Origin of the sequence: Thioclava electrotropha, assembly GCF_002085925.2 — a bacterium.
Lineage (GTDB): Bacteria > Pseudomonadota > Alphaproteobacteria > Rhodobacterales > Rhodobacteraceae > Thioclava > Thioclava electrotropha.
The window spans coordinates 978,089-1,003,878 of sequence record NZ_CP053562.1; the positions used below are offsets into that span (position 1 = coordinate 978,089).

Here is a 25,790-nt window from a genome sequence, read left to right on the forward strand (position 1 = left end):
AACATGAACGCAAAGGCTCTTTCCCGTCTATCGCTGCGCGCCCTCTGGGGCGTGTTTCTGATCTCGTTGCTACTGCCCGGCCTCGCTGCGGCGCAAAGCTTTGATCTTCTGAAGCCCAAGGGAGGCAGCGGTCCGCTGTCGCCCGAAGAGGCATTTCAGGTCGAGACCGAGTGGCAGGATGACGGAACGCTCGCGGTCTCCTTCGACATCGCGCCGGGCTATTACCTCTATCGCGAGCACTTGACGGTCAGCGCCGAGGGTGGCCATGCGCCCGTCATCGAGACGCAGCCGGGCGAGATGAAGGACGATCCGAATTTCGGCACGGTCGAGGTCTGGCACGATCATACCGAGGCGGTGGTGAGCGACATTACCGGGCCCTTCACGCTGCACTGGCAGGGCTGCGAGGAAAAGGGGCTGTGCTACCCGCCGCAAAGCCGCGAGATCGTGCCGCCGGGTGGGGCTGCGACTGCGTCTGCATCCGGCGCGACGCAATCGAACCAGGCCGCCGGGGTGCCGGATTATGCGCAGAGCGCCGCGCCGTCCGAGCCTGCCGCGACTTCCGAGGCTGATACTCCCACGCCTCCCGCATCCGCCTCCAAGGGCGACGGAAACAGCCTGAGCCTCTCCTCGGATGACGGCCTCGTCGCGGGGATCGCGGCGAAGGGCGGTTGGGCTCTGGTCGTGGCGTCCTTCTTCGGCTTCGGTCTGCTTCTGGCTTTCACGCCTTGCGTGCTGCCGATGGTGCCGATCGTCGCCGGGATGCTTGGCGCGCAAGGCAAAGACCTGACGCCCGCGCGCGGATTGGCGCTGACCGGGACCTATGTGCTGGCGATGGCCGTGGCCTTCGGGCTTCTCGGCATCGTGGCGGCGTGGTCGGGGCAGAACCTGCAATTCCTGATGCAGGCCCCTGCGACGGTGATCGCGCTGGCGCTGCTGTTCGCCGTCCTCGCGCTGTCCTCCTTCGGCCTGTTCGAGCTGCGCCTGCCGCAGGCGCTGACCAACAAGGTGAGCTCCGTGCAGGGGCCGCGCGGCACGCTGGCGGGAGCGGCGATCCTCGGCTTCACATCGACGCTGATCGTCGGGCCGTGTGTGACCGCTCCGCTGGCCGGTGCCTTCCTCTATATCGCGCAGACGGGCGATGCGGGGCTCGGAGCTTCGGCGCTGTTTGCGCTGGGGCTGGGGCAGGGCGTGTTGCTGATGGCCGTGGGCCTCTTCGGCTCGGCGATCCTACCGCGCATGGGCGAATGGATGGTCGGCGTGAACCGCGCCTTCGGTTTCGTCTTCCTTGGCGTCGCGATCTGGCTCTTGAGCCGCGTCGTCGCGGGGCCTGCGATCCTCGCGCTTTGGGCGCTGCTGCTGATCGGCGCAGGCGTGGCCCTGGGCGGTCGCGACCGGTTCGGACCGGAAAGCTCGGGCCTGCGCCGCGTGGGCGGCGCGCTGGGTGTCGCGGCGCTGCTGGCCGGTGCGCTCGAAGGTATTGGCGCGGCGAGTGGGGCTGCCGATCCGCTGCGCCCCCTCGCGCCCTTCACCGCAGGCCAGACTGTCATGGCCGCCACGCCGGACGTGCTGACGGAGGATGACTTCGCCCATGTCGAGACGCCCGAAGCGCTCGATGCGGCGCTTGCCGCGGCAAAGGGCGCGCCGGTGATGCTGATCACCACGGCCGAATGGTGCACCGAATGCGCCACCATCGCGCGCGAGGTGATCCCCGACCCTCAGGTGCAGGCGGCGTTGCGCCACGTCACGCCCATCGCGGTCGATGTGACCAAGACCGGCGCGCCGCAGCAGGCGCTCCTCAAGCAGTTGGGCGTGATCGGCCCGCCGACGCTGATCTTCCTCAGCCCCGACCATTCGGAGGCGCAGGGCACCCGGCTGATCGGGGATGTAACCGCGCCGAAACTCACGACCTCGCTTTCGGAGATCGCTCAATGAACCCTATCCGCTTCGCCCCTCTCGCGCTGATCGCCCTCGCAGCCTGCGCGCCCGAGCCTCCTAGCCCGGCCCCGCAACCCGCGCCGCAAGCGCCGCAGCTGAGTGCGCGGGTGAAGGCTATTTACAGCCAGATGGAGGATGACGGCCGCACGATCCCGGCGGTGGACCCGAAACTGCTGAGCGAGGAGAAAGCCCGTCAGGAGGTCGATTACTGGACCGACGAGCCGCCCGGCACGATCGTCGTCGACCCTTGGGCGCGCAAGCTCTACCTCGTGCAGAAGAACAACCGCGCGCTGCGCTACACGGTCGCCGTGGGCGAGGACGGGCGCGGCTTTTCCGGCGAGGGGCATATCCCCTATCAGCGCGACTGGCCGAGCTGGACGCCGACGCGAAGCATGATCAAGGAAGACCCCGAGCTTTATGGGCCGGTGAAGGACGGGCTTGAAGGTGGCCTCGACAATCCGCTCGGCGCGCGGGCGCTTTACCTGCATCGCGGGAACAAGGACACGCTCTACCGCATTCACGGAACGATGGATGACAGTTCAATCGGCAAGGCGACCTCGGCGGGCTGCATCCGGCTGTTCAATCAGGACATCATCGACCTCGCCGACCGCGTCCGCTCCGGCACGCATGTCGTCGTGCTGACCCGTGCCGAGAGCGGCAAGGGCACGGTGCCGCCGGGCCAGCCGCTGCCGCCCGTTCCCTACACACCCAAAGATTTCCCCCAAACCACAGGAGACGACACATGATCGATCGCCGGAATTTCCTCACCCTCGCAGGCGTTGCTGCGGGCTCCACGCTGATCCTGCCGACGGCGAGCCTCGCGCAGGCCGACATTTCGCCCGAAGCCGTGTTCCACGATCCCAAAGCGCCCGCGCTCGGTAACCCGGATGGGGACATCACGCTGGTCGAATATTTCGACTACCAGTGCCCCTACTGCAAATCGAACCACCCGGTGGTCGAGAAGGTGACGAAGGAAGACGGCAATCTGCGCGTCGTGATGAAGGACTGGCCGATCTTCGGTGCGCCGTCCGTCTACGCCTCGCAACTCGTGCTGGGCGCGCAGAGCATGGGCAAATACGAAGCGGGTCTCGAGGCGCTGATGGCGACGCAAGGAAAGCTGTCGAACGACTTGATCGAGAAGACGCTCTCCGAGGCCGGTGTCGATCCGGACAAGGCGATGGCGGGCTACAAGGCCAACCGCAAGGAGATCGACGCGCTGCTGTCGCGCAATGATGCGCAGGCGGTGGCGATCGGGCTGCGCGGCACCCCCGCCTATATCGTTGGGCGCGACGTCTATCCCGGCGCGGTCGATGCCGACACCCTGCGCAAGGCGATCAGCGACGCGCGCCAGGCCTGAGCCGCGCGCTACTTCGCCGGAAAAACAAAAGGCCCCGGGGGTGAAGCGAACCCCGGGGCCATTCTCATCGCGGGCCTCCCCCAGACGGGGAAAACGCCTGCGATCAGCTGTTGTCGCCGTCTTTCCAGATGCGCAGGGTGCTGACCTTCGCGCCGCCGTTCAGGCCCGAGCTGTCGAAGACATAGACGCGCGGCTTGCCGGTCTCGACATTCGCGGTCGCATTGGCGTTGACGACGGTGATGCCCGCGCCCGCGCCGACATGCCATTCGCCGCCGTTTTCGACTTCGCTGACCGATTTCTTCGTCGGGAAGACGTAGATCTGGCTCGCCTGCTTGGCGCCGAGCTGGAGACCGACCGACGCCTTGCCGATGTCGTAATAGCCCTGAACCTTACCGTTCTCGATCAGCGCGCCGGAGCCGCCCGAACCGCCGATGCCGAGGTCGACCGTCGTCACTTCGGGGAAGACCAGAACGGCCGCGGAATTGGTCGCGACCTGCTGGCAGGTCTCCTGGAGGCTGGCGCATTGCTGAAGCGCAGCGGCCACGTGCTTGTCGAGATCCGGACGCGGCTTGACGCCTTTCGCGTGGTCCATCGCATTGGCGGGCGAGCCTGCGAGCGCCATCGTGCCCATCAGGGTTGCGGCGATACCTGCGGTGAGGGTGCGGGTCTTGGATTTCATGAGATGCCTCCTTTTGAAATTACGAAAATGAAACGGCCCCGCACGCTTAACGTTCCTTTTCGGATCAATCACATAGGGCAAAAAATCGTGTCGGAACCGAAGGCGCGATCCGTGAATTCGCGCGCCCGGAGGGTAGAGGCAAAATGGCCCGATTTTCGGTGCAGCTCAGAGGCTGTCGAGCACTGATCCCATGATCGCCGCTGTGTCGCGCCAATCCGGCAGGGCGGTGCCCGCCACCGCCGAGGCCGCGCCCATTCGCTGCCGCAGATCCGCGTCTTGGAGAAGCTGTCGCAGTACCTCGGCGAAGTCGAGATGCGCGTCCACAGGCACGAGAATCCCGGCATCGGGCGGCACCGTGTCGGGCACCGCGCCCGTGCGGCAGGTCACGATGGGGAGCCCGTGCAGCATCGCCTCGCCGAAGACGATCCCGTAGCCCTCGTAGCGCGTCGCCAGCGCGAAGATCGAGGCCGCGCGATAGGCTGCATTCAGAGCGTCGCGCTCCATCCGTCCGGCAAGCTGCACCCGCTCGCTCAGGCCGAGCCGTGCGATCCTTGCCGCGAGCGCGTCGGCGACCTCCGGGTCCTGCGCGCTGCCCACGATCTGCGCGCGCCAGTCCAGATCGGCGATTTCCGCCAACGCGTCGATCAGCACGTCATGGCCCTTGCGCGGCGCCAATAGCCCGACCGCGAGGATCAGCGGCGGAGTGGGTTTCGCGCCTTCGACCACCGGCGGACGGTCGAAGCCCGGCAGCGCGATCGAAATCCGCTCCGGGGCGACGCCGAACTCCTTTTGCAGAATGGCGCTGGTATGCGGGCTCGGCACGACGACATGGGCGGCGCGGCGCAGGTTCTCTGCCTCCCGTGTCAGCAAGTTCTGCGCGCGGTCCTCGGTCAGCCCGGTCTCGAGTCCCAGCGGATGGTGCAGCATCGCCACCACGGGCGCGGACATCGCGTCGAGCACCTCCGGGTCGATCGAGCCAAAGGCCAGCCCGTCGATGATCACCGGCACCTCCGCGGGAATGGCGGTCAGTTGACGTCGCGCGGTCTTGGTCTCCTCGGGCGTTGCATCGGGGAAGCCGGGCGGCAGTTCCAGATGCTCCACGCGGCGACCCTCGGCCCGCAGAGCTTCGAGCAGCTTGCGCTCGTAGATGAAGCCGCCGGTCAGTTGCGTGATATCCCCCGGAATGGCGAAAACGGCTGGCGTCATGTCATGTCTCTCCCGATCTTATCTGGCGCGTTGCTCGGCCCCGTAGCGGCGCAGCACGGCGCGTTCGACCCGCTCAATTGCGAGATAGGCCGCGACCGCCACGAGGGCGAGGGGGACAACCGAACTCCAGAGCATTCCTTAATCAGAGGTCGCGGCGGTCAGCGCCTTCAGCGCGCTCAGTGCCCGCGCGTGGATCGACGCTGGATGATCTGAAAGCCGAGGTCGACGATCTTTTCCTGCGTGGCGCTGCCCGATAGCGCATCGAGGATCAGTTGCACCGCGCCTTCGCCCATCTCGCGGCGGAACGTGCGCACCGAGGAAATCGAGGGCTCCGCGGCGGCCATCATCTCCATGTCGTTGAACCCGCAGATGCCCAGATCGTCCGGGATCCGCAGATTGCGGCGCTGCGCTTCGAACATCGCCCCCAGAGCGAGGTCGTCATTGATGCAGAAGATCGCGTCGGTCTCGGGGGCGAGATCCATCAGCTGCGCGAGCAGATGACTGCCCAGCGTCACAGAGGAGGGGCGGGTGGTCGTCTGGATGCGCTTGCCTTCTTCGATGCCATGGGCACGCAGCTCGTCGCGGAACCCGTGCAGGCGGCGCTGCGTGCGCGGATCCATTCGCGCGCCCAAGAAACCGGGGCGGCGATAGCCCTGCGCGATCAGATGCGCGGTGGCGGCGCGGGCGGCATCGTAATGCGAGAACCCGATCATCCGGTCATAGGGGTTGCTGCCGGTCTCCATGATCTGCACCACCGGACAGCCCGCCTCGCGCAACAGCGCCTGCGCGGCCTCGGTCTGATCGATCCCGGCCACGATCAGCCCGGCGGGGCGCTGGCGCAGGAAGACGCGGATCAGGTTCTCTTCCGACAGCGGCGCGTAGCGCGAATAGCCGAGCTGGACCGAATGATGCGTGCCCTCGACCGCCGAATAGATCCCGTCCATCACATCGGCAAAGACGTTGTTCGACACCGAGGGCAGGATCACCCCGATAATGTCCGACCGCGTCGAGGCGAGGGCGCGGGCCGCAGGGTCCGGCAGGTAGCCGAGCGATTCGATTGCGGCGGCGATTTTGTCCCGCACCGCCGGCGAGACGACCTCGGGATTGCGCAGGGTGCGCGAAACAGTGGCAACGCTTACACCGACATGATCGGCGACGTCGCGCATCGTAACTGATTTGTTTACATTGTTTTTATTCATTGCCCCTCCCCGTGGTCGCACCCCTTTTTTGAAAGGGCGATTGACGAATGTAACCGCTTACATTACGCCTCTGTGTCCAAGAAACACCTGCGAACCCGGTAAGGCAAGATGGTAAACAGCAGCAATGCGAACGCGACACCGGTCCTTGTGATGGGCGTTTGCGGCACCGGCAAGACGACGGTGGCGCGGCTCGTGGCAGAGGCCGTGGACGGCGTGTTCCTCGATGCTGACGATTTTCACCCGCCTGAGAATGTCGCGCATATGGCCGCCGGTCTGCCGCTCAACGACGAGATGCGCTGGGACTGGCTCGACCTTGTCGCGAAGGGTGTGATCGAGGCGGGGTGCGACGGCAGGACGGTCGTTTTCGCCTGTTCGGCGCTCAAGCACTCATACCGGGATCGCCTGCGCCAAAGTCTCGGCGTGATGCATCTTGCGCATCTCACCGGGCCGCGCGACCTGATCGCCGAGCGGATGGCCGCGCGGGAAAACCACTATATGCCGATCGCGCTGCTCGACAGTCAGCTGGCCGATCTGGAAATGCCGGGGCCCGACGAGGCCCCGCTGAGCTGCGATATCCGCGAAGCGCCCGAGGCGCTTTGTGCGCAGATATTGAACGCCTGGGGCCTCACGGCTCCTCAAGTTTGATTTCGTCTTTTAAGGGAGGACACCATGACGAAACCGATCCGTAAAATCGCCCTCGCGAGCGTCGCCGTCGTGGCGCTGGCCAGCGCTGCGAATGCCGAAACCCACAAGTACAAGTTCCAGAGCTCGGACCCGGCGGGTAACCCGAACTTCGAACTTCAGCAGAACTGGGCGAAGGACCTCGCAGAGCGCACCGACGACCAGATTCAGATCGAGATGATGCCCGTGGGCTCCGTCGTCGAGCATAACGAAACGCTGGACGCCACCGGCGCCGGCATCATCGACGGCATCGTCACCGACATCTCCTATTTCGCGGGGAAAGACCCGGCCTTCTCGCTGCTGGGTAACCCGGTCGGCGCATGGTCGAGCACTGATCAGCTGCTGGACTTCATGAACAATGGCGGTGGACAGCAACTCGCGAACGACCTGTTCCAGCCCTATGGCCTGCACTACGTCGGCTCGACCACGACGGGCCTCGAGTCGCTCGTCTCGAAAGTGCCGCTCGACGGCGTGGCGGACCTGAAGGGTCTGAAGATGCGCGCGCCGGAAGGCCTCGTGCAGGACGTCTTCGCAGCGGCGGGTGCTGCTCCGGTGAACCTGCCGGGTTCGGAAGTCTACACCGCGCTCGACAAGGGCGTGATCGATGCGGCCGACTACACCGTGTTCTCGACCAACCAGGCGCAGGGCCTCAACGACATCGCGCCGAACCCGGTCTATCCGGGCTTCCACTCGATGCCGCTCGTGGGCGTCGCGATGAACAAGAAGGAATGGGAGTCGCTCTCGCCCGATCTGCAGAAAGCCTTCGAAGAGTCGGTGAAGCAATTCGCGGACAAGGAAGTCAGCGACCTCGCAGAGGCCGACAAGAAGGCCGTGGCCAAGGCTGAAGAAGGCGGCAAGATCCACGTCCACGACTGGTCGGCCGAAGAGCGCGCCAAGTTCCGCCGCATCGCGATCACCCAGTGGGAAAAGGTTGCCAAGAAGTCGGACAAGGCGCAGCACGTCTATGACGTCCTGACCGCCTACCTGAAGAAGAACAACCTTCTCTGATATCCTATCGGTGCGGGGCTGCGATCGCGGCCCCGCATCTTTTCCAGTTTCCTGACAGCAGCGGTTTTTGCAATGTCACAACCCGAGAATAACGGGGTGGATCACCCCGCACATGATCCGCACACGCCGGAACCGGTGCAAAACGAGGACGAGGCGGCGACCATCCCCGAGGCGGGCATCCTCGGCCGCGCGATCAACGCGGTGGGCATCGTCTTCGCGCTCGGCATCATCGCCTCCGCGCTGATCCTCCTGAACGAGGTCGTGCTGCGCTACGGCTTCGACAGCCCGACGATCTGGGCGCATGAGACGACGATCTTCCTCTGCGCGATGGCCTTCGTCTATGGCGGGCTCTACTGCGTCGTGCGCAACAGCCATATCCGCGTCGTGCTGATCTACGACATGGTCACCGGCCGGGCGAAGCGCATCCTCGACGCGATCATCTCGCTGATCTGCCTTTTCGCGGCCGGCTTCTTCGCCTGGGCCGCCTACGGCATGGTGATGAAGGCGACGTTCCGCCCCGGTGGCGATGTCCATTTCGAGACCTCGGGCAGCGCCTGGGATCCGCCATTCCCGGCCTATCTCAAGATTTTCCTTCTCGTGGTGCTCTGTCTCATGGTTGTGCAATTCATCATCATGGCGGTGAACTACCTGCGCGGCGCCTTCGCATCGGAGGTGGGTAAATGATCGAACATCTTCTGAGTTTCGACCTCTCCGCGCTGGGCATCGGCTATGGCACGGTTCTTCTTTTCGCGCTGCTGATCGGTCTTCTGCTAACCGGCATGCCGTTGGCCTTCGTGACGCTGCTCGTCGCGCTGATCTTCGCGCTTGGCTGGTTCGGGCCGATGGCGGTGCCGCTGATCACCAGCCGCGTCTATTCCTTCGTCTCAAGCTTCGTCTTCGTCTCGGTGCCGATGTTCGTGATGATGGCGGCGTTGCTGGACCGATCGGGCATCGCGCGCGATCTGTTCGAGGCGATGAAACTCGTTGGCGGCCGGATGCGCGGCGCGGTGGCGGTGCAGACGATCTTCGTCTCGGTCATCCTCGCGGCGATGTCGGGCATCATCGGTGGCGAGATCGTCCTGCTGGGTCTTCTGGCTCTGCCGCAGATGATCCGCCAGGGCTACGACCGAAAGCTCGCCATCGGTGTGATCTGCGCGGGCGGCTCGCTGGGCACGATGGTGCCGCCGTCGATCGTTCTGATCATCTACGGCCTGACCGCGAATGTCTCGATCGGGGATCTGTTCACCTCGGCCTTCATCCCGGGCTTCATGCTCGCGGCCTTCTACGTGATCTTCGTGATCATCCGGGTGAAGCTGAACCCCGATCTGGCCCCTATGCCGGAGCCCGACGACCGTCCGTGGTCCGAGAAGATCAAGCTGCTCAAGGGACTCGTCCTGCCTGTGCTGGTGATCGGTTTCGTGCTGGGCTCGATCTATGGCGGGATCGCCTCGGTGACCGAGGCCTCGGCGCTCGGTGTGGCGGGCGTGATGCTCTCGACGATCATCCGGGGCGAGCTGACGCTCTCGATGCTCAAAGGGGCCGCGCTGCAGACGCTCGCGACCTGCGGGATGATCGTCTGGATCGGTATCGGGGCATCGGCTCTGGTCGGCGTGTTCAACCTGATGGGCGGGATCGACTTTGTCTCGTCGCTGCTGAAAGGCGTTTCGGACACCCCGATCATCGTGATCCTGACGATGATGGCGATCCTGTTCTTCCTCGGCATGTTCCTCGACTGGGTGGGGATCGCGCTGCTGACGATGCCGATCTTCGTGCCGATCGTGAAAGACCTCGGCTACGATCCGGTCTGGTTCGGCGTGGTGTTCGCGATGAACATGCAGGTGAGCTTCCTGTCGCCGCCCTTCGGGCCAGCCGCGTTCTACCTGAAATCGGTCGCACCGAAGGACATCTCTCTGGGCGAGATCTTCCGCTCGCTGCTGCCCTTCATCGCGATCCAGATCTTTGCAGTGGGGCTGTTGGTGGCCTTCCCGGCGATCACCGGGCACTGAAGCGAAAAGGATTGAAACGAAAAGAGGCGGGCTTTCGGGCCCGCCTCTTTGCATGTCTAAGTGTCGAACCGTGCCTCAGGCCGCCGCGGGTTGCTCGCGAAACTCGCTCAGGACCTCGGCGGCGATCTTGAAGGACTTCTGACGCGCATCCGCGTCGTGGATCATCCCGGTCACCATCAGCTCGTCGGGCTCGTATTGCGCGATCAGGCGCGCCAGATCATCGCGCACCTTGTCCTTGGATCCCGTGGCCGAGCAGGACAGCGCGCGCTGCACCTGAACCATCATCTGCGGCGGTACTTCGGACAGATCGTCGGTCGGGTGCGGCAGCTTGCCGGGTTTGCCCGAACGCAGCCGCGCGAAGGCCAGCACCTGAGACGAGCGCAGATATTGCGCCTCCTCATCCGTGTCGGCGGCAAACACCCCGGCGGCCATCATCGCATAGGGTTTGTCGAGATAGGCCGAGGGGCGGAAGCTCCGGCGATAGATGTCGAGCGCGTCGCCCAGCATGTCGGGCGCGAAATGCGACGCGAAGGCATAGGGCAGGCCGAGATAGGCGGCGAGCTGCGCGCCGTAGAGGCTCGAGCCAAGGATCCAGATCGGCACATGCGTGCCCGCGCCCGGAATGGCGCGCACCCGGAAAGTCTCTGCCTCGTCGCTGAAATAGGCGAGCAGCTCCTGTACGTCCGCGGGGAAGGTGTCCTCGGGCGACATGTTGCGGCGCAGGGCGCGGGCAGTGCCGCCATCGGTGCCGGGCGCGCGGCCGAGACCGAGGTCGATCCGGTCGGGATAGAGCGTGGCGAGCGTGCCGAACTGCTCGGCGATCACCAGCGGCGCGTGGTTGGGCAGCATGATGCCGCCCGCGCCGACGCGCATCGTCTTGGTCACCGAGGCGACATGGCCAATGAGAACCGAGGTCGCGGCGCTGGCGATGCCGGGCATGTTGTGATGCTCGGCCAGCCAGAAGCGGTGATAGCCCGCGTCTTCGGCCATCCGGGCCAGATCGGCCGTTCCCGCCAGCGCATCGGCTGCGGTCTTGCCTTCGGGCACTGGCGACAGATCGAGAAGTGAGAATTGCTGCATGGGGAACCTCCGTCGGGGCAGAGCTAGCGCGCCGCGCAGAGCTGTCCAACGCCGCGCGGCAGTTGATCCCTGACTTATGACCCCGCGTTCCGCTTTGCGAGGGGGCGGCGGGTCTGCATAGTGCGCAGACCCAAGCGAGGAGGATGGACATGGCCGACCCGGTGCAGATTTCGGTGAGCGCGCAAGGCGTGGCGGAGGTGGCCCTCAATCGCCCCGAAAAGAAGAACGCCTGGACCTTGGAGATGTTCGATGCGCTGGCCGAGGCGGCGCAGAGCCTGTCGCAGCAAAAGGGTCTGCGCGCGGTGATCGTGAGCGGCGCGGGCGGCTGTTTCTCGGCCGGGCTCGACCTGACCGTTATGCAGAGCTTCGCCGCTGATTTAGCGGGGGTGAAGGCGCAGATGGCCGAACGCGATGCGCAGGGCGCGAACCGCTTTCAGCGCCCGGTGACGCGATGGGCGGGGCTGCCCGTGCCGGTGATCGCCGCGATCGAGGGCGTGGCCTTCGGGGCGGGGATGCAGCTGGCTCTGGGCGCGGACTTCCGGATCGCGGCGCCCGATGCGCGGCTGTCGATCATGGAGGCGAAATGGGGGCTGATCCCCGATATGGGCATCTCGCAGAGCCTGCCGAAACTGACCCGCGCGGATGTCGCGAAAGAGCTGATGATGACCGGCCGGGTGCTGGAGGCCGAGGAGGCGCAAGCGCTGGGGCTGATCACGCGGGTGACCGAGAGCCCGCTGCAGGCGGCGCGCGACATGGCCGCCGAATTCACCCTGCGCTCCCCCGAGGCGCTGGCGGCGAGCAAGGCGCTGGTGGAGCAGGCATGGACGATGCCGCCCGGCGACGGGTTGGCGCTGGAGGCCGAGTTGCAGGCCGAGATCATCGGCGGTCCCGCGCAGATGGAAATGGTGATGGCGAACCTGCAAAAGCGCCCGCCGAATTTCTCTCAAGGATAGAATGTCAGCGAAATGTCTATAAGGTGAGGGCGTAAACGCACGAAAGGAGAGTGCCGCTCATGCCCGCAGGAGAACGCCGCATCGTCTCGTCCCGCCATCTGGCCGAAGGGCCGGGCTGGGAAGCCTCGGAATTCGAATACGGGATGATCATCGCCTACAACTCCTTCGCGCGATGGATGCAGCGCTGCATGGCGGCTTCGGGGATGGAGCTGTCGCCGCTCGAAATCCTCGTGCTGCACAACACCAATCACCGCGACCGCGAAAAGCGGCTCAACGACATCACCTTTCTCCTGAATATCGAGGACACGCATACGGTCAATTATGCGCTGCGCAAGCTGTTGAAGCTGGGGCTGCTGGATTCCGAGAAGCGCGGCAAGGAAGTGTTCTACCGCACCTCGGAAAGCGGGCGCGAGCTGTGCGAACGCTATCGCAAAGTGCGCGAGGAATGCCTGCTCGAGCCGATCCAGAAAGGCGGGATGGCGGGCGAGGATCTGCGCGAGATCGCCTCGGCTCTGCGCGTGCTGTCGGGCTATTACGATCAGGCGAGCCGCGCGGCCTCCTCGCTGTGAGGCCGCGCGCTAGTTCGGTCAGTTGCCCATCAGTGAGGGCAGGTAGGTCACGATCCCCGGTACCAGCGTAATCAGCAGAACCGCCAGCAACAGTAGCCCGAAGAAGGGCAATGCCGCGCGGGCGACCTTGAGGATGTTGTAGCCGGTCAGCCCCTGTATCACGAAGAGGTTGAAGCCCACGGGCGGGGTGATCTGGCTCATCTCGACGACCAGCACGAGGTAGATGCCGAACCAGAGCGGATCGATCCCCGCGGCCTCCACCATCGGCAGAATGATCGAAGTGGTCAGCACCACGACCGAAATCCCGTCGAGAAAACAGCCCAGCAGGATGAAGAACACCGTCAGCACCGCCAAGAGCGCGGTGGGCGACAGCCCAAAGGTGCCGATCCACGCCGCGAGGTTGCGCGGGATGCCGGTGAAGCCCATCGAGACCGACAGCACCGAGGCCGCCAGCAGAATGAAGGCGATCATCGCGCTGGTTCGGGTGGCCGAGAACAGCGCGTCCTTGAAGTCGCGCCAGCGGAAGCTGCCCGTCGCCATCGCAAGGATCACCGAGAAGACCACGCCCACTGCCGCAGCATCGGTGGGCGAGGCGACGCCAGTATAGATCGAACCGATCACGCCGCCGATCAGGATCACGATCGGGATGAGGCGGCGCGAGGCCCGCAGCTTCTCGCGCAGGTTCAGGCTGATGTCCTCGCGCGGGATCGACGCAGGGTTCATCCAGGCGCGCAGCGCGACATAGCCGCCGAACAGGCTCACCAGCATCAGCCCCGGCAGGATGCCCGCGATGAAGAGGCGCGCGATGGATTGCTCGGTCGCGACGCCATAGACGATCAGGATCACCGAGGGCGGGATCAGGAAGCCCAGCGTGGCCGAGCCCGCCAGCGTGCCGAGGATGAGGCTCTCGGGATAGCCGCGGCGGGTGAGCTCGGGCACCGACATCCGCCCGATCGTGGCCGCGGTTGCCGCGGACGAGCCCGAAACGGCGGCGAAGATCGCGCAGCCCAGCACGTTCACATGCAGCAAGCGGCCCGGCGCGCGCCCAAGCCACGGGGCGAGGCCGGAGAACATATCTTCGGACAGCCGTGAGCGCAGCAGGATTTCTCCCATCAGGATGAACAGGGGCAGAGCCGCGAGCGGCCAGCTATGGCTGTGGCCCCAAAGCGTGGTCGCCATCACCAGCCCGGTCGGCGCGCCGGAGAAGAAGGCCAGCCCCGCCAGCGCCACGATCAGCAGCGACAGCGCCACCCAGACGCCGCCCGCAAGCAGCACCAGAAGCAGCCCCAGAAGAATTGCGAAGGTCATTGGATCGGACATGGTTTACTCCGAAACATCGTCGACGAGCACCGGGCGCTTGGCGCGGATGCTCTCGATCAGCGTGTCGAGGAAGGCGAGCGCCAGAAGACCCAGCCCCACCACCATCGCGCATTGCGGGATCCAGATCGGGATCGCGACGATGCCGGTGGACATATCGCCGTAATGCAGGCTCTCGAGCATCAGCGAGGTCGCGAACCACACAGCGTAGACGCTGGCCACGAAGCCAAGCGCGAGCGCCACGATCTCGGCGACCCATTGGCCGCGCGCGGGCAGGCGGGTCAGCACGAGATTGACGCGGATATGGCTGCCGTGGCGCAGCGTATGGGCCAGCGCCATGAAGCTTGCCGTCGCGAGGAAATAGCCCGCGAAATCGGCATAGGACGGGATCGTGTAGGAGAGGGCGGGCCCGCCCAGACGGGCGAGCACGTTCAGCCCGACCTGTGCCGTGACCAGCAGGCAGATCGCGAGGATCGAGACGGCCGCGATCCCTCCGGACAGAAGATATACCTGATCGAGCAGGCGACGCATGGCGAAAGCTCCGAACGCTTGAAATGGGGATGAGCATCGAAAAAGGCCCTCCCGCGCGGGACGCGGAAGGGCCGGATCGGGCGGGCTCAGTTGCCCTGATAGGCCTTGAGCACCTCAAGCGCGTCGGGGCTGGCTTTCTCTTTCCAGTTCGCCAGCATCTCGTCGCCGATCTTCTTCAGCCCGGCTTCCAGCTCGGGGCTCGGATCGACGATCGCCATACCGTTTTCCTTCATCACGGCAGTCTTCTCGGCGGCCTCTTTCTCAGACATCTCCCAACCGCGGGTCTGCGCGGTCGCGGCGGCATCCATCACGGCCTTCTGCTCGTCTTCGCTCAGACGGTCGAAGGCGCGCTTGTTCACCACGACGATGTTCTTGGGCAGCCAGGCGTCGATCTTGGTGTAGGTGTCGACGAAGTCCCACGCCTTCGAATTCGCGCCAGTCGAGGGCGAGGTGATCATCGCCTGCAGTTGACCGGTCGAGAAGGCTTGCGGGATGTCGACCGCTTCGACCTGCACAGGCGCGGCCTTGGCGAGCGTCGCAAATTCTTCCAGCGCCGGGTTATAGGCACGGAAACGCAGCCCCGCGAGGTCGTCCACGGATTTGATCTCGCCATTGGTATAGAGGCCCTGCGCCGGCCACGGCACCGAGAACAGCGGCATCAGGCCCTGCTTGTCGAGAAGCTTGGTGATGACGGGCTTTTGCGCCTCCCACAGCTTTTCGGCCTGATCGTAGCTGGTGGCGAGGAAGGGCTGGCTGTCGACGCCGAAAGCCAGATCCTCGTTCGAGAGCGTCGAGAGGAAGAACTCCCCGAGCGGCACCTGACCCGAGCGCACGGCGTTTTTGATCTCGGAATGCGGAAACAGCGAGCCCGCCGAATGCACCTTGATCTCCAGCTTGCCGTCGGTCGCTTTCGACACGTCCTCGGCGAAGTCGCGGATGTTCACGGTGTGGAAGGTGGTGTCGCCATACGGCGTCGGCATGTCCCAGCTCTGCGCCTGAACGGCCGTGCCCAGCCCCAGCGCAACCGCGAAGCTTGCAGCAAATCTGATCATATCTCTCTCCTGTCGGGTCGCGGCGGAATTCGTGTCCGCCTCCTTTTCATAATGTTGACAAATTGTCAGTAAAATGAAATCAAAGTCAACGATAAGTTTCAAAATCGCGGTCTGAGCCAGTGGAGATGCCCTGACATGATGCTTGAAGAAGCATTGCGGCCCGGAACGGCCCAAGCGCATCGGCCGCAGATTTTGCCGGCTGGCGGGAACGGGCTGCTCGTGCGGTTCGCGCTGGTTGCGGAGCCGCGTGCGATCGCGGCGGCGCAGAGCTTTCATCAACGCGTGACGGAAAGCGATCTGCCCGGTTTGCGCGAGGTCGTCCCCAGCCTCGTGTCAGTTCTTCTGCGTTTCGATCCGGAGGCGGTAACGCGGGCCGAGATGGCCCAGCGGCTGGAGACCCTGCTGTCCGAGGCCGATTGGCAGAGTGCGGCGCCGCATCCCGCGCAGCGCGTCTGGCATTTGCCCGTGGCGTTCGGAGGAGACCACGGTCCCGATCTGGAAGAAGCGGCGAAGCTCGCGGGGCTTTCTCCGCAAGCGGCCATCGACGAGATTACCGCGACCCCGCTGAGTGTCCTCGCCATCGGCTTCGCGCCCGGTCAGCCCTATCTCGGCCTGCTGCCCGAGCATTGGAATCTCGCGCGCCGCTCCGAGCTGAACCCGCGCGTTCCGAAAGGCGCGCTCTGCGTGGCGGTGCGCCAACTGGTCCTGTTCGCGAATGCCTCGCCCACCGGCTGGCATCAGATCGCGCGGACCGCCTTCGACGTTTTCCGCCCCGACCAATCCGACCCCGTGCCGCTGCATGCGGGCGACGAGGTTCGCCTCGCGCCAGTCTCCGGTACCGAGATGGACGCGCTTTTGAAAGCGGACGATCCGATGGGCGGCGCGCGCTGCGAGGTGCGGTCATGAGCGGCGGATCGGTGATCCTGCGCGCCCTCGGGCCAAGCGTGAGCGTGCAAGACATGGGCCGCCCTGGCCGCATGGCGCAAGGTATCTCGCGCGGGGGCGCGGTCGATCCGCTCGCGCTGGTCGAGGCGGCGGCGCTTCTGGGATCGCGCAAACCGCTTCCCGCGCTGGAAATGGCGGTGAGTGGCGGGCGGTTCGAGGTCACAGCCCCGACGCGGATCGCGCTGACCGGGGCACCGATGCAGGCGGAGCTTGACGGACGCCCCCTGCGCTGGAGCGCGAGCCACAAAATGGAACCGGGCGAAGTGCTGTCGATCGGTGCCGCGCGCGCAGGCACGTTCGGCTATCTCACCTTCGCGGGCGGGATCGAGACACCCGAGGTTCTGGGCAGTCGCTCGGCCCATCTCGCCGCCGGGATCGGCTCGGCGCTGGAATCGGGCGCGCGCCTGCCGCTGGGCGTGGACCCCGAGCCCGATGCGCCCGCGCTGGTTCTCACGCAAGACGACCGTTTCTCGGGTGGCACGCTGCGGATCATCCCGGGACCGCAGACGGGCCTGTTCGACGAGGCCACTTACGAGCGGCTCACCACGACCGAATTCACCCGCGCGCGGCAGGGCAACCGTCAGGGCGTGGCTCTCGAGAGCGATGCGCCTGCGCTGACCTCGGACAAGGCCAAGGGGCTCGCCTCGGACGTGATCTTCGAGGGCGATATCCAGATGACCGGCGCGGGCACGCCCTATGTGCTGCTCGCCGAATGCCAGACCATCGGCGGCTACCCTCGGATCGGCACCGTGCTGCCCTGCGATCTGCCGCGCGTGGCCCAGGCCGCGCCGGGAACGAAGCTGCGGTTCAAGGCCGTGACGCTGGACGAGGCCGACGCCTTGGCGCCGCGCTGGGAGGCGCAGCTGCAGGCGCAACGGGCCAAGCTGCGGCCACTGATCCGCGATCCGCACGACATTCATGACCTGCTCGGCTACCAATTGATCAGCGGCGTGACGGCAGGGCGCGAGTTGGAGGAAGAGAATGGCTAAGATCGACCTGAACGCCGATATCGGCGAGAGCTTCGGCCCGTGGGTGATGGGCAACGACGCGGCGCTGATGGAGGTGATCTCCTCGGCCAATGTCGCCTGTGGCTTTCACGCGGGCGATCCGGATGTGATGGCGCAGACGATGCGGAGGGCGGTGGCCAATGATGTCGGCATCGGCGCGCATCCGGGCTTTGCCGATCTGCAAGGCTTCGGCCGTCGGCGGCTTAGCCTCAGCGCCGAGGAACTGACCAATCTGGTGACCTATCAGCTGGGCGCGGCGCAGGCGATGGCCCGCGCGGCGGGCGGCGCGGTGCGGCATTTCAAGCTGCACGGGGCGCTGTCGAACATGGCCTCGGAGAATGCCGAGATCGCCCGCGCCTGCTATGCCGCGGCGCTGAGGGTGCAGCCCGACATCATCCTCGTCGTGCTGCCGCAAACCGCGATGGAACCGGTTGCGCGGGACCTACAGGCCAATTGGGCGGGCGAGATTTTCGCCGACCGCGCCTATGAGGACGACGCCTCGCTCGTGGCGCGCTCGAAACCCGGTGCGGTTCTGCACGACGCCGAAGAGGTCGGTGCGCGGATCGAGACGATGCTGCGCAAAGGTGCGATCGTGACCGCGTCCGGCAAGGAAATCCCCTGCAAGATCGACACGGTCTGCCTGCATGGCGACGGGGCGGAGGCGCTGGCGATGGCGCGCGCGCTGCGCGGGCATCTGACCGGGGCCGGGTTCGAGATCGCGCGTTTCGGCTAAGGCTGGTCTGCAGTCACATCATCCGCGCGCATCGCATCACGCGCGGCCCGTCATGTCCTGCGGACAGAGATCATGCCGCTTGGCCCAGTGCAGGAGCGTGTCGTCGAACTGCTCGGGCGGGACGCCTTCGAGCCCGGGAAATTCATGCAGAATGATCCGCAGTGCGCGGCGCTGATCCTCGGTGAGCCGGTCGTCGTGCCAGAGCCGATAGATGCCGCGCGGCAGGCGGCGCTCGGGTCTCGCGGTGCTATAGAACAGCGCGAAGGGGATAGATTTCACCTGCGCCACGTAGCTTGATAATTGCGGCAGGAACTGCCCGGTGAATTCGTCGGAGCCGGGCGGGAAGACCTCGGCCAGCGCCATGACCGCACGCCCTTGCGCCGCCGCCTGCGTCGTGGAGAAGACGAAGCTTACCGCGAGCGTTAGCACCAGCATCCCTGTCACCCCTGTGATGACCGAGATCAGCGACCAGCCGGTGCCTGCGGGCGTCGCGTAGCCGCCACCCAGCGTCGAGAGCAGATGCCCCGCATAAGAGAGGCTGTCACCGAAGCTCGCCGCGGGCAGCCCCTTGGTCGTCTCCAGAGACCGGGTCGCGGCGAAGAAGATCAGGCTCCAGCCGAAGGCGACCATGATGATCCAGACGCCGCCGAGCCATGCCATCGTCACCGGGCCGCAGATGCGATGCGCGAGCCGTGTGTGCCCGAAGCTGCGGATGCGCTTGAAGCCGAACCGCGCGATGGCCAGCGAGATTGCGCCGGACTGGCCCGCACCAAGCGCGCAGAGCAGAATGTCCCAAAGCGAGATCGCAACGATGGCGGCGCCGAGGAGGATCAGGAAAGTCGTCAAAACGGGCTCCGGAAGGTTGAAAGGAGGGTCAGGTCAGGCGGTCTCGGGCCTGACCAGCGGCAGGTAGTGGCGCCGGGTCATCATCATCAGAACGGCCAGCAGCGGGGTTGCCAGCGCAAGGCCGAGCAGGCCGAAGAAGCTCCCCATCAAAAGCTGGAAGGCGATAATCAGGGCCGGGGGCAGCGACATCGCCTTTTCCTGAATCTGCGGCGTGATCAGGTTGCTCTCGAGTGCCTGTACCGCGAGGTAGAGGACCACGACCCAAAGCATCGTCATCGGGCTGACCGTCAGGGCCATCGCGAGTGCGGGGATCGCCGACAGGACCGGGCCGATATTGGGGATGAAGGTCAGAAGCCCCGCGAGGATCGCAAGGATCGCCGCCAGCGGCACGTTCAGCAGCCACAGCCCGACAAAGGTCAGCAGGCCGATCACCGTCATCGAGATCAGCTGCGCAAACAGCCAGCCCGACAGCGCCGCCCAGCCGGTCGCGAAGCTCGCGACGACCCAGTCACGCTTGGAGGAGGGGAAGAGCGCGGCGATCCCGCGCCGGTACAATTGCGGCTCCACCGCGCCGTAGACGCCGATGAACAGGATCAGCATCGCGTTCCCGATCACGCCGATGGACATCATCACGGTCGTGGCGGCCCCCTTGCTCGATGGCGCGATCGAGCCGAGGTCGATCGAGCGCGTGATCGAATGCAGCCAGCCATGCGAGTCGATAAAGTCCTGCACCTGTTTCATCGCTTTGGGCAGGGCGGTCGTAAGTTGGTCGAGCTGATCGGACAGGCCCTGCGCGGCATAGAGAAAGAACAGAACCGCGAGGCAGACCAAGATGATCGAATAGAGCGCGAGCCCCCAGCCTTCGCGGATGTGCAGCCTGCGCGCGATGGCGTTGCCGCCCATCCGCAGGAAGACCGCGACCAGAAGTCCCGCGAAGACCAGCAGCAAGATATCTGGCGCAACCAGCACCAGAAGCGCGAAGATCGCGATCGGCAGCCAGAAGGCAACCCGCTCGCGCGAGGCTCGCGCGCGCAGTCCGGCCGGCTTGGGGTCCGCATGGTCGGCGCGATGCGGTCCGGGGTCTGACATGGTGCTCTCCGTCGCGGCTTGTGTCGTGTGACAGGCCAACCTGTCGCCCGCGCCGTGGTTCCGTACCCAAAGCGCGTCGCGGCGGAGAAATTGTCACCCGCCATGTGTCCGGCGCCGCATGCGCGCGAGCTGGGAAAGATGTCACAAAACATCGCGGAAGGGATTGAAAATGTGTAAAAAAATGCATCCCGGTGAGTCGGTTTATTGTCTTATGTTAAAGATATGAACTTTTTTCGGCTGAGGGGCTGTTTTCGCCCTCAGAGAGAGGAACTGCCATGCGTAAGGAGGAGTTGCTCGGGCGAAACATCCCAACAGGGACAAACCCATTCAGCCGCCCAATTTCGGAGGTCTCTTTCGTCATGTCCGCCCGCCTCATCGTCGTGTCCAACCGTATCCCTTCCGAGGCCACGCCCTCGGGCGGGCTCGTGGTGGCGCTGCATGAGGCGCTGCGTGAGAAAGGCGGCATCTGGATCGGGGCGCATCCCGAAACGGGCCCGGAAGAGCCCACCCTCATCGATATGGGCGGGACGCAATATGACAAGCTCGCCTTCCGTCTGACCGAGGAAGACCGCGCGGCCTATTACCTGGGCTTCGCGAATTCCGTGCTCTGGCCGATCGCGCATCACCGCACCGATCTGGTCGAGATCAATCGCAGCTTCGACGAAGGCTACCTGCGCGTGAACCGCCGGATCGCGGAGCAGATGGCCGAGGTGATCTCGCCCGAGGATCACATCTGGATTCACGACTACCATTTCTTCCCGCTGGCGGAGGAGCTGCGCAGGTTGGGTGTGACCAACCGCATCGGCTTCTTCCTGCATATTCCTTTCCCCAACATCACCGATCTCGATGTGTTGCCCGACCCGCCCGCCTTCGCGCGCTGGCTGGCGCATTACGATCTGGTCGGCCTGCAGACGCGGGCTGACGTGGCGCGATGCCTCGAGATGTTCCGCGCCGACCCACGGGCAGAAATGCTGCCCAACGGCGCGATCAAATTCGGCGCGCAGGAGGTGTCCGTCCGGTCTTTCCCGATTGGCATTTCAGCTGAGAGCTTCGCCCGGGCGGCGCAGGACTGCGCGCCGCCGCCCGCGCACGAATTGTTCGGAGACGCCTATGTCATCGGCGTCGACCGGCTCGACTACTCCAAGGGGTTGCCGCAACGCTTCCGCGCGTTCGAGCGCTATCTGGAGACCTACGACACGGGGCCGCGCGCCTCGCTGGTGCAGATCGCGCCGCCGTCGCGCGAAAGCGTGCGGGCCTATCAGGAGATCACCGCCGACCTTCAGCAGATCGCGGGGCAGGTGAATGGGCGCTTCGGCGAGGTCCATTGGGCGCCGATCCGCTTCCTGCACCGCCCGGTGCCGCGCGACGAGATCGCGGGGCTGCTGCGCGGCGCACGGGCGGCACTTGTGACCCCGCTCGCCGACGGGATGAACCTCGTAGCGAAGGAATATGTCGCAGCGCAGGATCCGGAGGATCCGGGCGTGTTGGTGCTGTCGCGCTTCGCGGGCGCCGCCGAGGACATGACCGAGGCCCTGCTGGTCAATCCGCATGACGTGGATGAGACCGCCACCGCGATCCGCCGCGCTCTGACGATGCCGCTGAAGGAACGTCAGGCGCGCCATGCCGCCTGCATGGAAGTGGTCCACGCGACCGATACCGGCGCCTGGGCGCGGAGTTTCCTCGATCAGCTCGCCGCCTGCACACCCGCTTTGCGCATTACCGGACGCGCCGCCGAATGGCTGCGCGGAGAAGAGGGCCGGGAATTCGACCCCGGCGCGCATCGCTCTATTTCAAAGGAGGAGGTCTGATATGACCATGATGTCACGAAATATGGAGCCGACCGCGTCGGAGGAGGGCGCGCTCGTTCTGATGCTCCACCCCGGAAATTGCGATCTCGATTGCCACGGGGCCTTCATCGAAGCACTTAAGGGCGACCGTGCCCATATCGTTTGCCTGTCTCAGGAGGGCGGCGGGCGTGGCGCGCTGATCGCCCGGCTCGGTGCCTGTGGCGCGACGCCGATCTGTGCGTCTTTCCTGACCTATGAAGATGGGGCGCTTTCCGATCCTGAGGAGCATGGTTCGATCGCGCATGTGCTGTCCTACATCATGCAGGCGCATAATCTGACGCGGATTTTCGTGCCCAAGCACAATGGAGATCACGCGTGCCACAGCGCAATCGAGGCGATCGCGCAGAACCTGTCGCGGATGACCGATGCACCGGTCATTCACGAGGAGGACCTGCCGAGCCAGAGCGAGATCGTACCCGGCGGCGGCGATCCGAGCGGGAGCGGCACACTTCTGAGCGCCTACGCCTGACCGGCCCAGATTTGTGGCCTCGCGGGCACCTCAAAAAAGAAACCGCCCGCGCATCCGAAGCTGCGCGAACGGCCCGGGAGCGGTCTGCCGTGAGGGGGACCTTCCGGCAAACCTCCCCGTCACTTGGGGCTTTTACTCAAGCCCGTCACTTGGGCATGATCACCTTGTCGATCACATGGATCACGCCGTTGCTGGCCTCGATATCGGCCTGGGTCACGCTGGCTTCATCGACCATCACGGCGGGGTCGGTTTTCACCGTGACTTCCGAGCCCTGCACGGTCGCGGCCATCATCCCGTCGCTCAGATCGCCGGACATCACTTTGCCGGGCACGACGTGATAGGTGAGGATCGACGTCAGCTTGTCCTTGTTCTCGGGTTTGAGCAGGTCGTCGACGGTGCCTTCGGGCAGGGCTGCAAAGGCCTCGTCCGTGGGTGCGAAGACGGTGAAGGGGCCTTCGCCCTTGAGCGTCTCGACCAGACCGGCGGCCTGCACCGCGGCCACGAGCGTCTCGAAGCTGCCAGCGTTCACGGCGGTGTCGACGATATCCATTCCGCCATGATTGTCGGCATGGGCGGGGGCGGAAACGAGCGCGGTACCGGCGAGGACTGCGGCCATGAAGGTTCTTCTCAGCATTCTCTTTCTCCCTGTGTTGGATCGTGGGCAGATCCGGTGGTGGATCGTGCAGGGGATACGGGGAATGCCGTGATATGGATCACGCGGCGCTCGCGATTTTGCACTGAGGCGTGAGGTGGCGTGAACGGCGCGCTCAGCGCGTGCCGCGGTCGAGAAGATGCAGTAGCTGCGCCTCGGCCTTGCGCAGCCCGTCGACCGCGGGCGCGGTTTGCGCAAGAGCGACAAGCGCCTCCGGCTCCGCCTCGGTCAGCGCGATCACCTTCGGATGGATGTAGGAGTTGCGCGCGATCGTGGGCGTGTTGTGCAGTCGCTCAGAGGCGGCCTCTGCCATCGCCTTGATCGTCACCCGCCCGCCATCCGCCTGACGCAGTGCGGCCTCCAGCGCCGCCGCCGAGCCGTTCCACGTACGGAAGGTCTTTGCGGTCAGCCCCTCGGCCCCGGTACGGTCGGCGAGGAAAGCGTTCACCTCGTCCGAGCGCACCGAATGGGGGTCGCCATCCTCGTCGATCCAGGTGATCAGCTCGGCCCCGGGCAGATCGTCGAGCTGCGTCAGCGCGCGCTCCAACGTCCTGTCGCGCAGCTCGCTTTCGATCTTCGTGCCGCCCTTGCCGGTGAAGGCCAGCCGCAGCGTACCGCCGTCGAGTGTCATATGCGCGCCGCGCAGCGTGGTCGCGCCGAAGCTGCGGTTCTCGCGCGCGTAATCGGCATTTCCGACGCGGATCGCGGCGCGGTCCAGCAGAGCGAGAACTGCGGCCAGCGCGAAGGCCCGATCCCCGGGGTCATGGCCGCGCAGATCGCTCAGGATTGCCCGGCGCAGACGCGGCAGGACGGTGCCGAATTCCGCGAGCCGGTTGAACTTCCTCTGCGACCGAAACTCGGTCCAGTCCGGGTGATAGCGATATTGCTTGCGCGCCCGCGCGTCGCGGCCCGTCGCCTGCAGATGGCCGTTCTGCCGCGGGCAAATCCAGACATCTTCATAGGCGGGCGGCACGGCCAGTGCCTCGATCCGTTTGCGCTCGGTGCCGCGCGCGATGGTCGTCCCGTCAGGGGCCATATAGGAAAACCCGCGCCCGCAGCGCCTGCGCGTTATGCCGGGCCGGTCATCGGGATAATAGACGAGATCGGGCAGGTCTTTCATGGAGCGAAAACGCCGGGCGCAGCGGCGCAGTTCCCGTTCCGCGCGCCTATTCTGTGGCGTTGCGAAGATCTTCAGGCCGGTCGATATCGCGGAGCGTGCCGGGCGGTAGCGCAACGCGTCGCAGGTCAGGGGCGCGGCGCAGCAACGCCCCGGCGCCCCGGTCGCCCGTCAGCCGCAAAGCCGCGCCGAACAGCCTGCGCGGGATCAGCGCTGGCGGCGCGAAGCGACCGTCCGAAGTGGCCATCGCTGGGTGGGGACCGGGTGTCTTGAGAAGCTGGCGCAAATGCGCGCGAGAGACCTCGGGCATATCGCCGAGGACGATCAGCAGATGGCTCGCGCCACTGGCTTGAGCGGCGCGGATCGCGCGGTGCAGGCTCGCGCTCTGGACGCGACCCGGTCCGATGCAGAGAAGGTCGAGCTCCGCGCCGCGTAGCTCTTTCGGCAGCCGGGGGCTGCGGGTGATCGCAGCGCGTCGATGGAGGCCAAGCCCTTGGAGCTTCCGCGCGGACCGCAGCACAAGCGCAGCCTCTCCGCCCGCGCGCGTGGCCAGCTTATCCCGCGCACCGAAGCGCCGCGACGCGCCCGCCGCGAGGACCACGCCCATGATCTTGCGCGTCAAGTCTCAGACCCGCGCCAGTTGCAGCACTTCGGCCAGCACCGACACCGCCAACAGCCGCGGCTCGCGTGCCTGTTCGATCAGGCCGACCGGACCGCGCAGCCGCGAAATCGCGGCCTCCGAGAGGCCCTTGCGACGCAGCGCCACCGCGCGCTGGCGCGCCGTGCGGCGGCTGCCCTGCGCGCCGATGAAGAAGGCGTCGCTCTCCAGAAGCTGGGCGAGGATCGGGATTTCCCGATCGTGATCGTGGACGAACAAAAGCGCCGCCATGCGCGGATCAGTTTGGATGTCCCCAAGCGGATTGCTGCGCCGGAATTCGTGGCTCGTCACGCCGGGCAAGCTCACGGGATCAGGCATTATGAGATCGGCCTGATAGCCTGCGCCCGCGGCGAGCTGCGCAAAGGTTTCCGCCTCGACGCCGGTGCCGAAGATCACGAAACGCGGCTCGGGCACGAGGTGCAGGCTCAGATCGGTCTCGGGTTGGGGCTCGAGTGTCAGGGTGCCCTGCGTGCCCGACAGGTGCAGCGACAGCGGCATCCGAGCGTCGATCGCTTCGGCCACGCGCTCCTGATCGGCTACGGGCGGGGCCGGGATCACCGTGATGTCGAGCGCCCCGCCACAGGGCAGCACGAGGTCGATGAAGGGCGAGCCCTCGCCGTAGCGCAGATGCCGCGTACAGCCGTCCTGCGCGACCTTGTTCAGATGGTGTTCGATATCGGCATCGATGCAGCCCGCCGAGAGATGGCCGCGAATATCGCCCCGATCGTCGAGGCTCATCGCAGCACCGAGGGGGCGGTACCCCGCCCCCTCGATCCGTGTCAGAATAGCCAGCGCGGCGAGCCGTCCCGGCGCGGGCAGTGGCATTTCCGCCATGCCCAACCGGGTCTCTGTGC

The 25,790-nt window shown here is 65.7% G+C and carries 27 protein-coding genes; 14 read left to right on the plus strand and 13 right to left on the minus strand.

Translation table 11 applies throughout. The features are described 5' to 3' along the window. Positions 1-3: 3 nt before the first annotated feature. From dsbD to AKL02_RS04855, 3 genes are read left to right on the plus strand one after another with little or no spacing between them, the layout of a single operon-like run. Positions 4-1,932, plus strand: coding sequence for a protein-disulfide reductase DsbD (gene dsbD, locus AKL02_RS04845; RefSeq protein ID WP_083079589.1), 1,929 nt, complete (start codon positions 4-6; stop codon positions 1,930-1,932). Further along, positions 1,929-2,681 carry a L,D-transpeptidase gene (locus AKL02_RS04850; RefSeq protein WP_083079591.1) on the plus strand — a complete coding sequence of 251 codons (753 nt, stop codon included), beginning with the start codon at positions 1,929-1,931 and terminating at the stop codon, positions 2,679-2,681. The genes dsbD and AKL02_RS04850 overlap by 4 nt, the downstream gene beginning before the upstream one ends. Further along, entirely contained in the window at positions 2,678-3,292 is a 615-nt protein-coding gene (locus AKL02_RS04855; RefSeq protein ID WP_078545933.1) for a DsbA family protein, read from the plus strand. Before AKL02_RS04850 ends, AKL02_RS04855 begins: the two co-directional genes overlap by 4 nt. Positions 3,293-3,395: 103 nt before the next feature. Here AKL02_RS04855 and AKL02_RS04860 read toward each other — a convergent pair whose 3' ends face one another. From AKL02_RS04860 to AKL02_RS04870, 3 genes are all read right to left on the minus strand, one after another. Next, entirely contained in the window at positions 3,396-3,971 is a 576-nt protein-coding gene (locus AKL02_RS04860; protein WP_078519830.1) for a YSC84-related protein, read from the minus strand. A gap of 165 nt (positions 3,972-4,136) precedes the next feature. Then, on the minus strand, positions 4,137-5,177 hold the full coding sequence (locus tag AKL02_RS04865; protein ID WP_083079593.1) for a glycosyltransferase family 4 protein: 1,041 nt from the start codon (positions 5,175-5,177) through the stop codon (positions 4,137-4,139). A 176-nt stretch (positions 5,178-5,353) separates the two neighbouring features. Beyond that, positions 5,354-6,376 (minus strand): LacI family DNA-binding transcriptional regulator, encoded by a 1,023-nt coding sequence (locus AKL02_RS04870; protein ID WP_083079595.1) that lies wholly within the window; start codon positions 6,374-6,376, stop codon positions 5,354-5,356. Positions 6,377-6,484: 108 nt separating this feature from the next. Here AKL02_RS04870 and AKL02_RS04875 point away from each other — a divergent pair, with 108 nt between their 5' ends. The 4 genes from AKL02_RS04875 (at position 6,485) to AKL02_RS04890 (ending at position 10,071) form a co-directional block, all read left to right on the plus strand. Next, positions 6,485-7,021 (plus strand): gluconokinase, encoded by a 537-nt coding sequence (locus tag AKL02_RS04875; RefSeq protein WP_198453259.1) that lies wholly within the window; start codon positions 6,485-6,487, stop codon positions 7,019-7,021. Between the two features lie 24 nt (positions 7,022-7,045). Next, positions 7,046-8,065, plus strand: a complete 1,020-nt coding sequence (locus tag AKL02_RS04880; protein ID WP_083079597.1) for a TRAP transporter substrate-binding protein — start codon at positions 7,046-7,048, stop codon at positions 8,063-8,065. A 72-nt stretch (positions 8,066-8,137) separates the two neighbouring features. Then, the gene (locus AKL02_RS04885) at positions 8,138-8,749 is read left to right on the plus strand and encodes a TRAP transporter small permease subunit (protein ID WP_083079599.1); all 612 of its coding nucleotides are present in this window, start codon (positions 8,138-8,140) and stop codon (positions 8,747-8,749) included. Beyond that, positions 8,746-10,071 carry a TRAP transporter large permease gene (locus tag AKL02_RS04890; RefSeq protein WP_078539874.1) on the plus strand — a complete coding sequence of 442 codons (1,326 nt, stop codon included), beginning with the start codon at positions 8,746-8,748 and terminating at the stop codon, positions 10,069-10,071. Before AKL02_RS04885 ends, AKL02_RS04890 begins: the two co-directional genes overlap by 4 nt. A gap of 75 nt (positions 10,072-10,146) precedes the next feature. Here AKL02_RS04890 and AKL02_RS04895 read toward each other — a convergent pair whose 3' ends face one another. Beyond that, entirely contained in the window at positions 10,147-11,151 is a 1,005-nt protein-coding gene (locus tag AKL02_RS04895; RefSeq protein WP_083079601.1) for an LLM class flavin-dependent oxidoreductase, read from the minus strand. A gap of 149 nt (positions 11,152-11,300) precedes the next feature. Here AKL02_RS04895 and AKL02_RS04900 point away from each other — a divergent pair, with 149 nt between their 5' ends. Together AKL02_RS04900 and AKL02_RS04905 are read left to right on the plus strand one after the other, a co-directional pair. Continuing rightward, the gene (locus AKL02_RS04900) at positions 11,301-12,104 is read left to right on the plus strand and encodes a crotonase/enoyl-CoA hydratase family protein (protein ID WP_083079603.1); all 804 of its coding nucleotides are present in this window, start codon (positions 11,301-11,303) and stop codon (positions 12,102-12,104) included. Between the two features lie 59 nt (positions 12,105-12,163). Beyond that, positions 12,164-12,673, plus strand: coding sequence for a winged helix DNA-binding protein (locus tag AKL02_RS04905; protein ID WP_075776310.1), 510 nt, complete (start codon positions 12,164-12,166; stop codon positions 12,671-12,673). Positions 12,674-12,691: 18 nt separating this feature from the next. On the opposite strand, the gene AKL02_RS04910 is transcribed toward AKL02_RS04905, so the two are convergent. The 3 genes from AKL02_RS04910 to AKL02_RS04920 all read right to left on the minus strand — a co-directional run bounded on the left by AKL02_RS04910 (position 12,692) and on the right by AKL02_RS04920 (position 15,573). Next, a complete protein-coding gene (locus AKL02_RS04910) occupies positions 12,692-13,993 on the minus strand; it encodes a TRAP transporter large permease (protein ID WP_083079605.1) in 1,302 nt (433 codons plus the stop codon). Between the two features lie 3 nt (positions 13,994-13,996). Continuing rightward, positions 13,997-14,521 (minus strand): TRAP transporter small permease, encoded by a 525-nt coding sequence (locus AKL02_RS04915; RefSeq protein WP_083079607.1) that lies wholly within the window; start codon positions 14,519-14,521, stop codon positions 13,997-13,999. An 86-nt stretch (positions 14,522-14,607) separates the two neighbouring features. Continuing rightward, a complete protein-coding gene (locus tag AKL02_RS04920; protein WP_083079609.1) occupies positions 14,608-15,573 on the minus strand; it encodes a TRAP transporter substrate-binding protein in 966 nt (321 codons plus the stop codon). 135 nt (positions 15,574-15,708) lie between these two features. On the opposite strand from AKL02_RS04920, the gene AKL02_RS04925 reads away from it, so the two are divergent. Genes AKL02_RS04925 through AKL02_RS04935 form a run of 3 tightly spaced genes read left to right on the plus strand, consistent with a single transcriptional unit; the run spans position 15,709 to position 18,258 of the window. After that, entirely contained in the window at positions 15,709-16,479 is a 771-nt protein-coding gene (locus AKL02_RS04925; RefSeq protein WP_108722441.1) for a 5-oxoprolinase subunit B family protein, read from the plus strand. Further along, the gene (locus AKL02_RS04930; protein ID WP_083079611.1) at positions 16,476-17,507 is read left to right on the plus strand and encodes a 5-oxoprolinase subunit C family protein; all 1,032 of its coding nucleotides are present in this window, start codon (positions 16,476-16,478) and stop codon (positions 17,505-17,507) included. The genes AKL02_RS04925 and AKL02_RS04930 overlap by 4 nt, the downstream gene beginning before the upstream one ends. Further along, a complete protein-coding gene (locus AKL02_RS04935; protein WP_083079613.1) occupies positions 17,500-18,258 on the plus strand; it encodes a LamB/YcsF family protein in 759 nt (252 codons plus the stop codon). The genes AKL02_RS04930 and AKL02_RS04935 overlap by 8 nt, the downstream gene beginning before the upstream one ends. A gap of 36 nt (positions 18,259-18,294) precedes the next feature. On the opposite strand, the gene AKL02_RS04940 is transcribed toward AKL02_RS04935, so the two are convergent. Then, a complete protein-coding gene (locus tag AKL02_RS04940) occupies positions 18,295-19,104 on the minus strand; it encodes a hypothetical protein (protein WP_083079615.1) in 810 nt (269 codons plus the stop codon). Between the two features lie 33 nt (positions 19,105-19,137). After that, positions 19,138-20,193, minus strand: coding sequence for an AI-2E family transporter (locus AKL02_RS04945; RefSeq protein WP_083079617.1), 1,056 nt, complete (start codon positions 20,191-20,193; stop codon positions 19,138-19,140). A 359-nt stretch (positions 20,194-20,552) separates the two neighbouring features. Here AKL02_RS04945 and AKL02_RS04950 point away from each other — a divergent pair, with 359 nt between their 5' ends. Both AKL02_RS04950 and AKL02_RS04955 read left to right on the plus strand, forming a co-directional pair. Beyond that, positions 20,553-22,001, plus strand: coding sequence for an alpha,alpha-trehalose-phosphate synthase (UDP-forming) (locus AKL02_RS04950; protein WP_083079619.1), 1,449 nt, complete (start codon positions 20,553-20,555; stop codon positions 21,999-22,001). Between the two features lies 1 nt (position 22,002). Then, the gene (locus AKL02_RS04955; RefSeq protein ID WP_083079621.1) at positions 22,003-22,509 is read left to right on the plus strand and encodes a hypothetical protein; all 507 of its coding nucleotides are present in this window, start codon (positions 22,003-22,005) and stop codon (positions 22,507-22,509) included. Positions 22,510-22,654: 145 nt separating this feature from the next. Here AKL02_RS04955 and AKL02_RS04960 read toward each other — a convergent pair whose 3' ends face one another. The 4 genes from AKL02_RS04960 to AKL02_RS04975 form a co-directional block, all read right to left on the minus strand. Next, entirely contained in the window at positions 22,655-23,143 is a 489-nt protein-coding gene (locus AKL02_RS04960) for a fasciclin domain-containing protein (RefSeq protein WP_083079623.1), read from the minus strand. Positions 23,144-23,276: 133 nt separating this feature from the next. Beyond that, a complete protein-coding gene (locus AKL02_RS04965) occupies positions 23,277-24,281 on the minus strand; it encodes a DNA topoisomerase IB (protein ID WP_083079625.1) in 1,005 nt (334 codons plus the stop codon). 46 nt (positions 24,282-24,327) lie between these two features. Beyond that, complete coding sequence (locus AKL02_RS04970) at positions 24,328-24,900, minus strand: nucleotidyltransferase family protein (RefSeq protein WP_083079628.1); 573 nt, start codon at positions 24,898-24,900, stop codon at positions 24,328-24,330. 3 nt (positions 24,901-24,903) lie between these two features. Continuing rightward, positions 24,904-25,770: an XdhC family protein gene (locus tag AKL02_RS04975; RefSeq protein ID WP_198453260.1), complete on the minus strand. Its 867-nt coding sequence runs from the start codon at positions 25,768-25,770 to the stop codon at positions 24,904-24,906. Between the last annotated feature and the right edge of the window lie 20 nt (positions 25,771-25,790).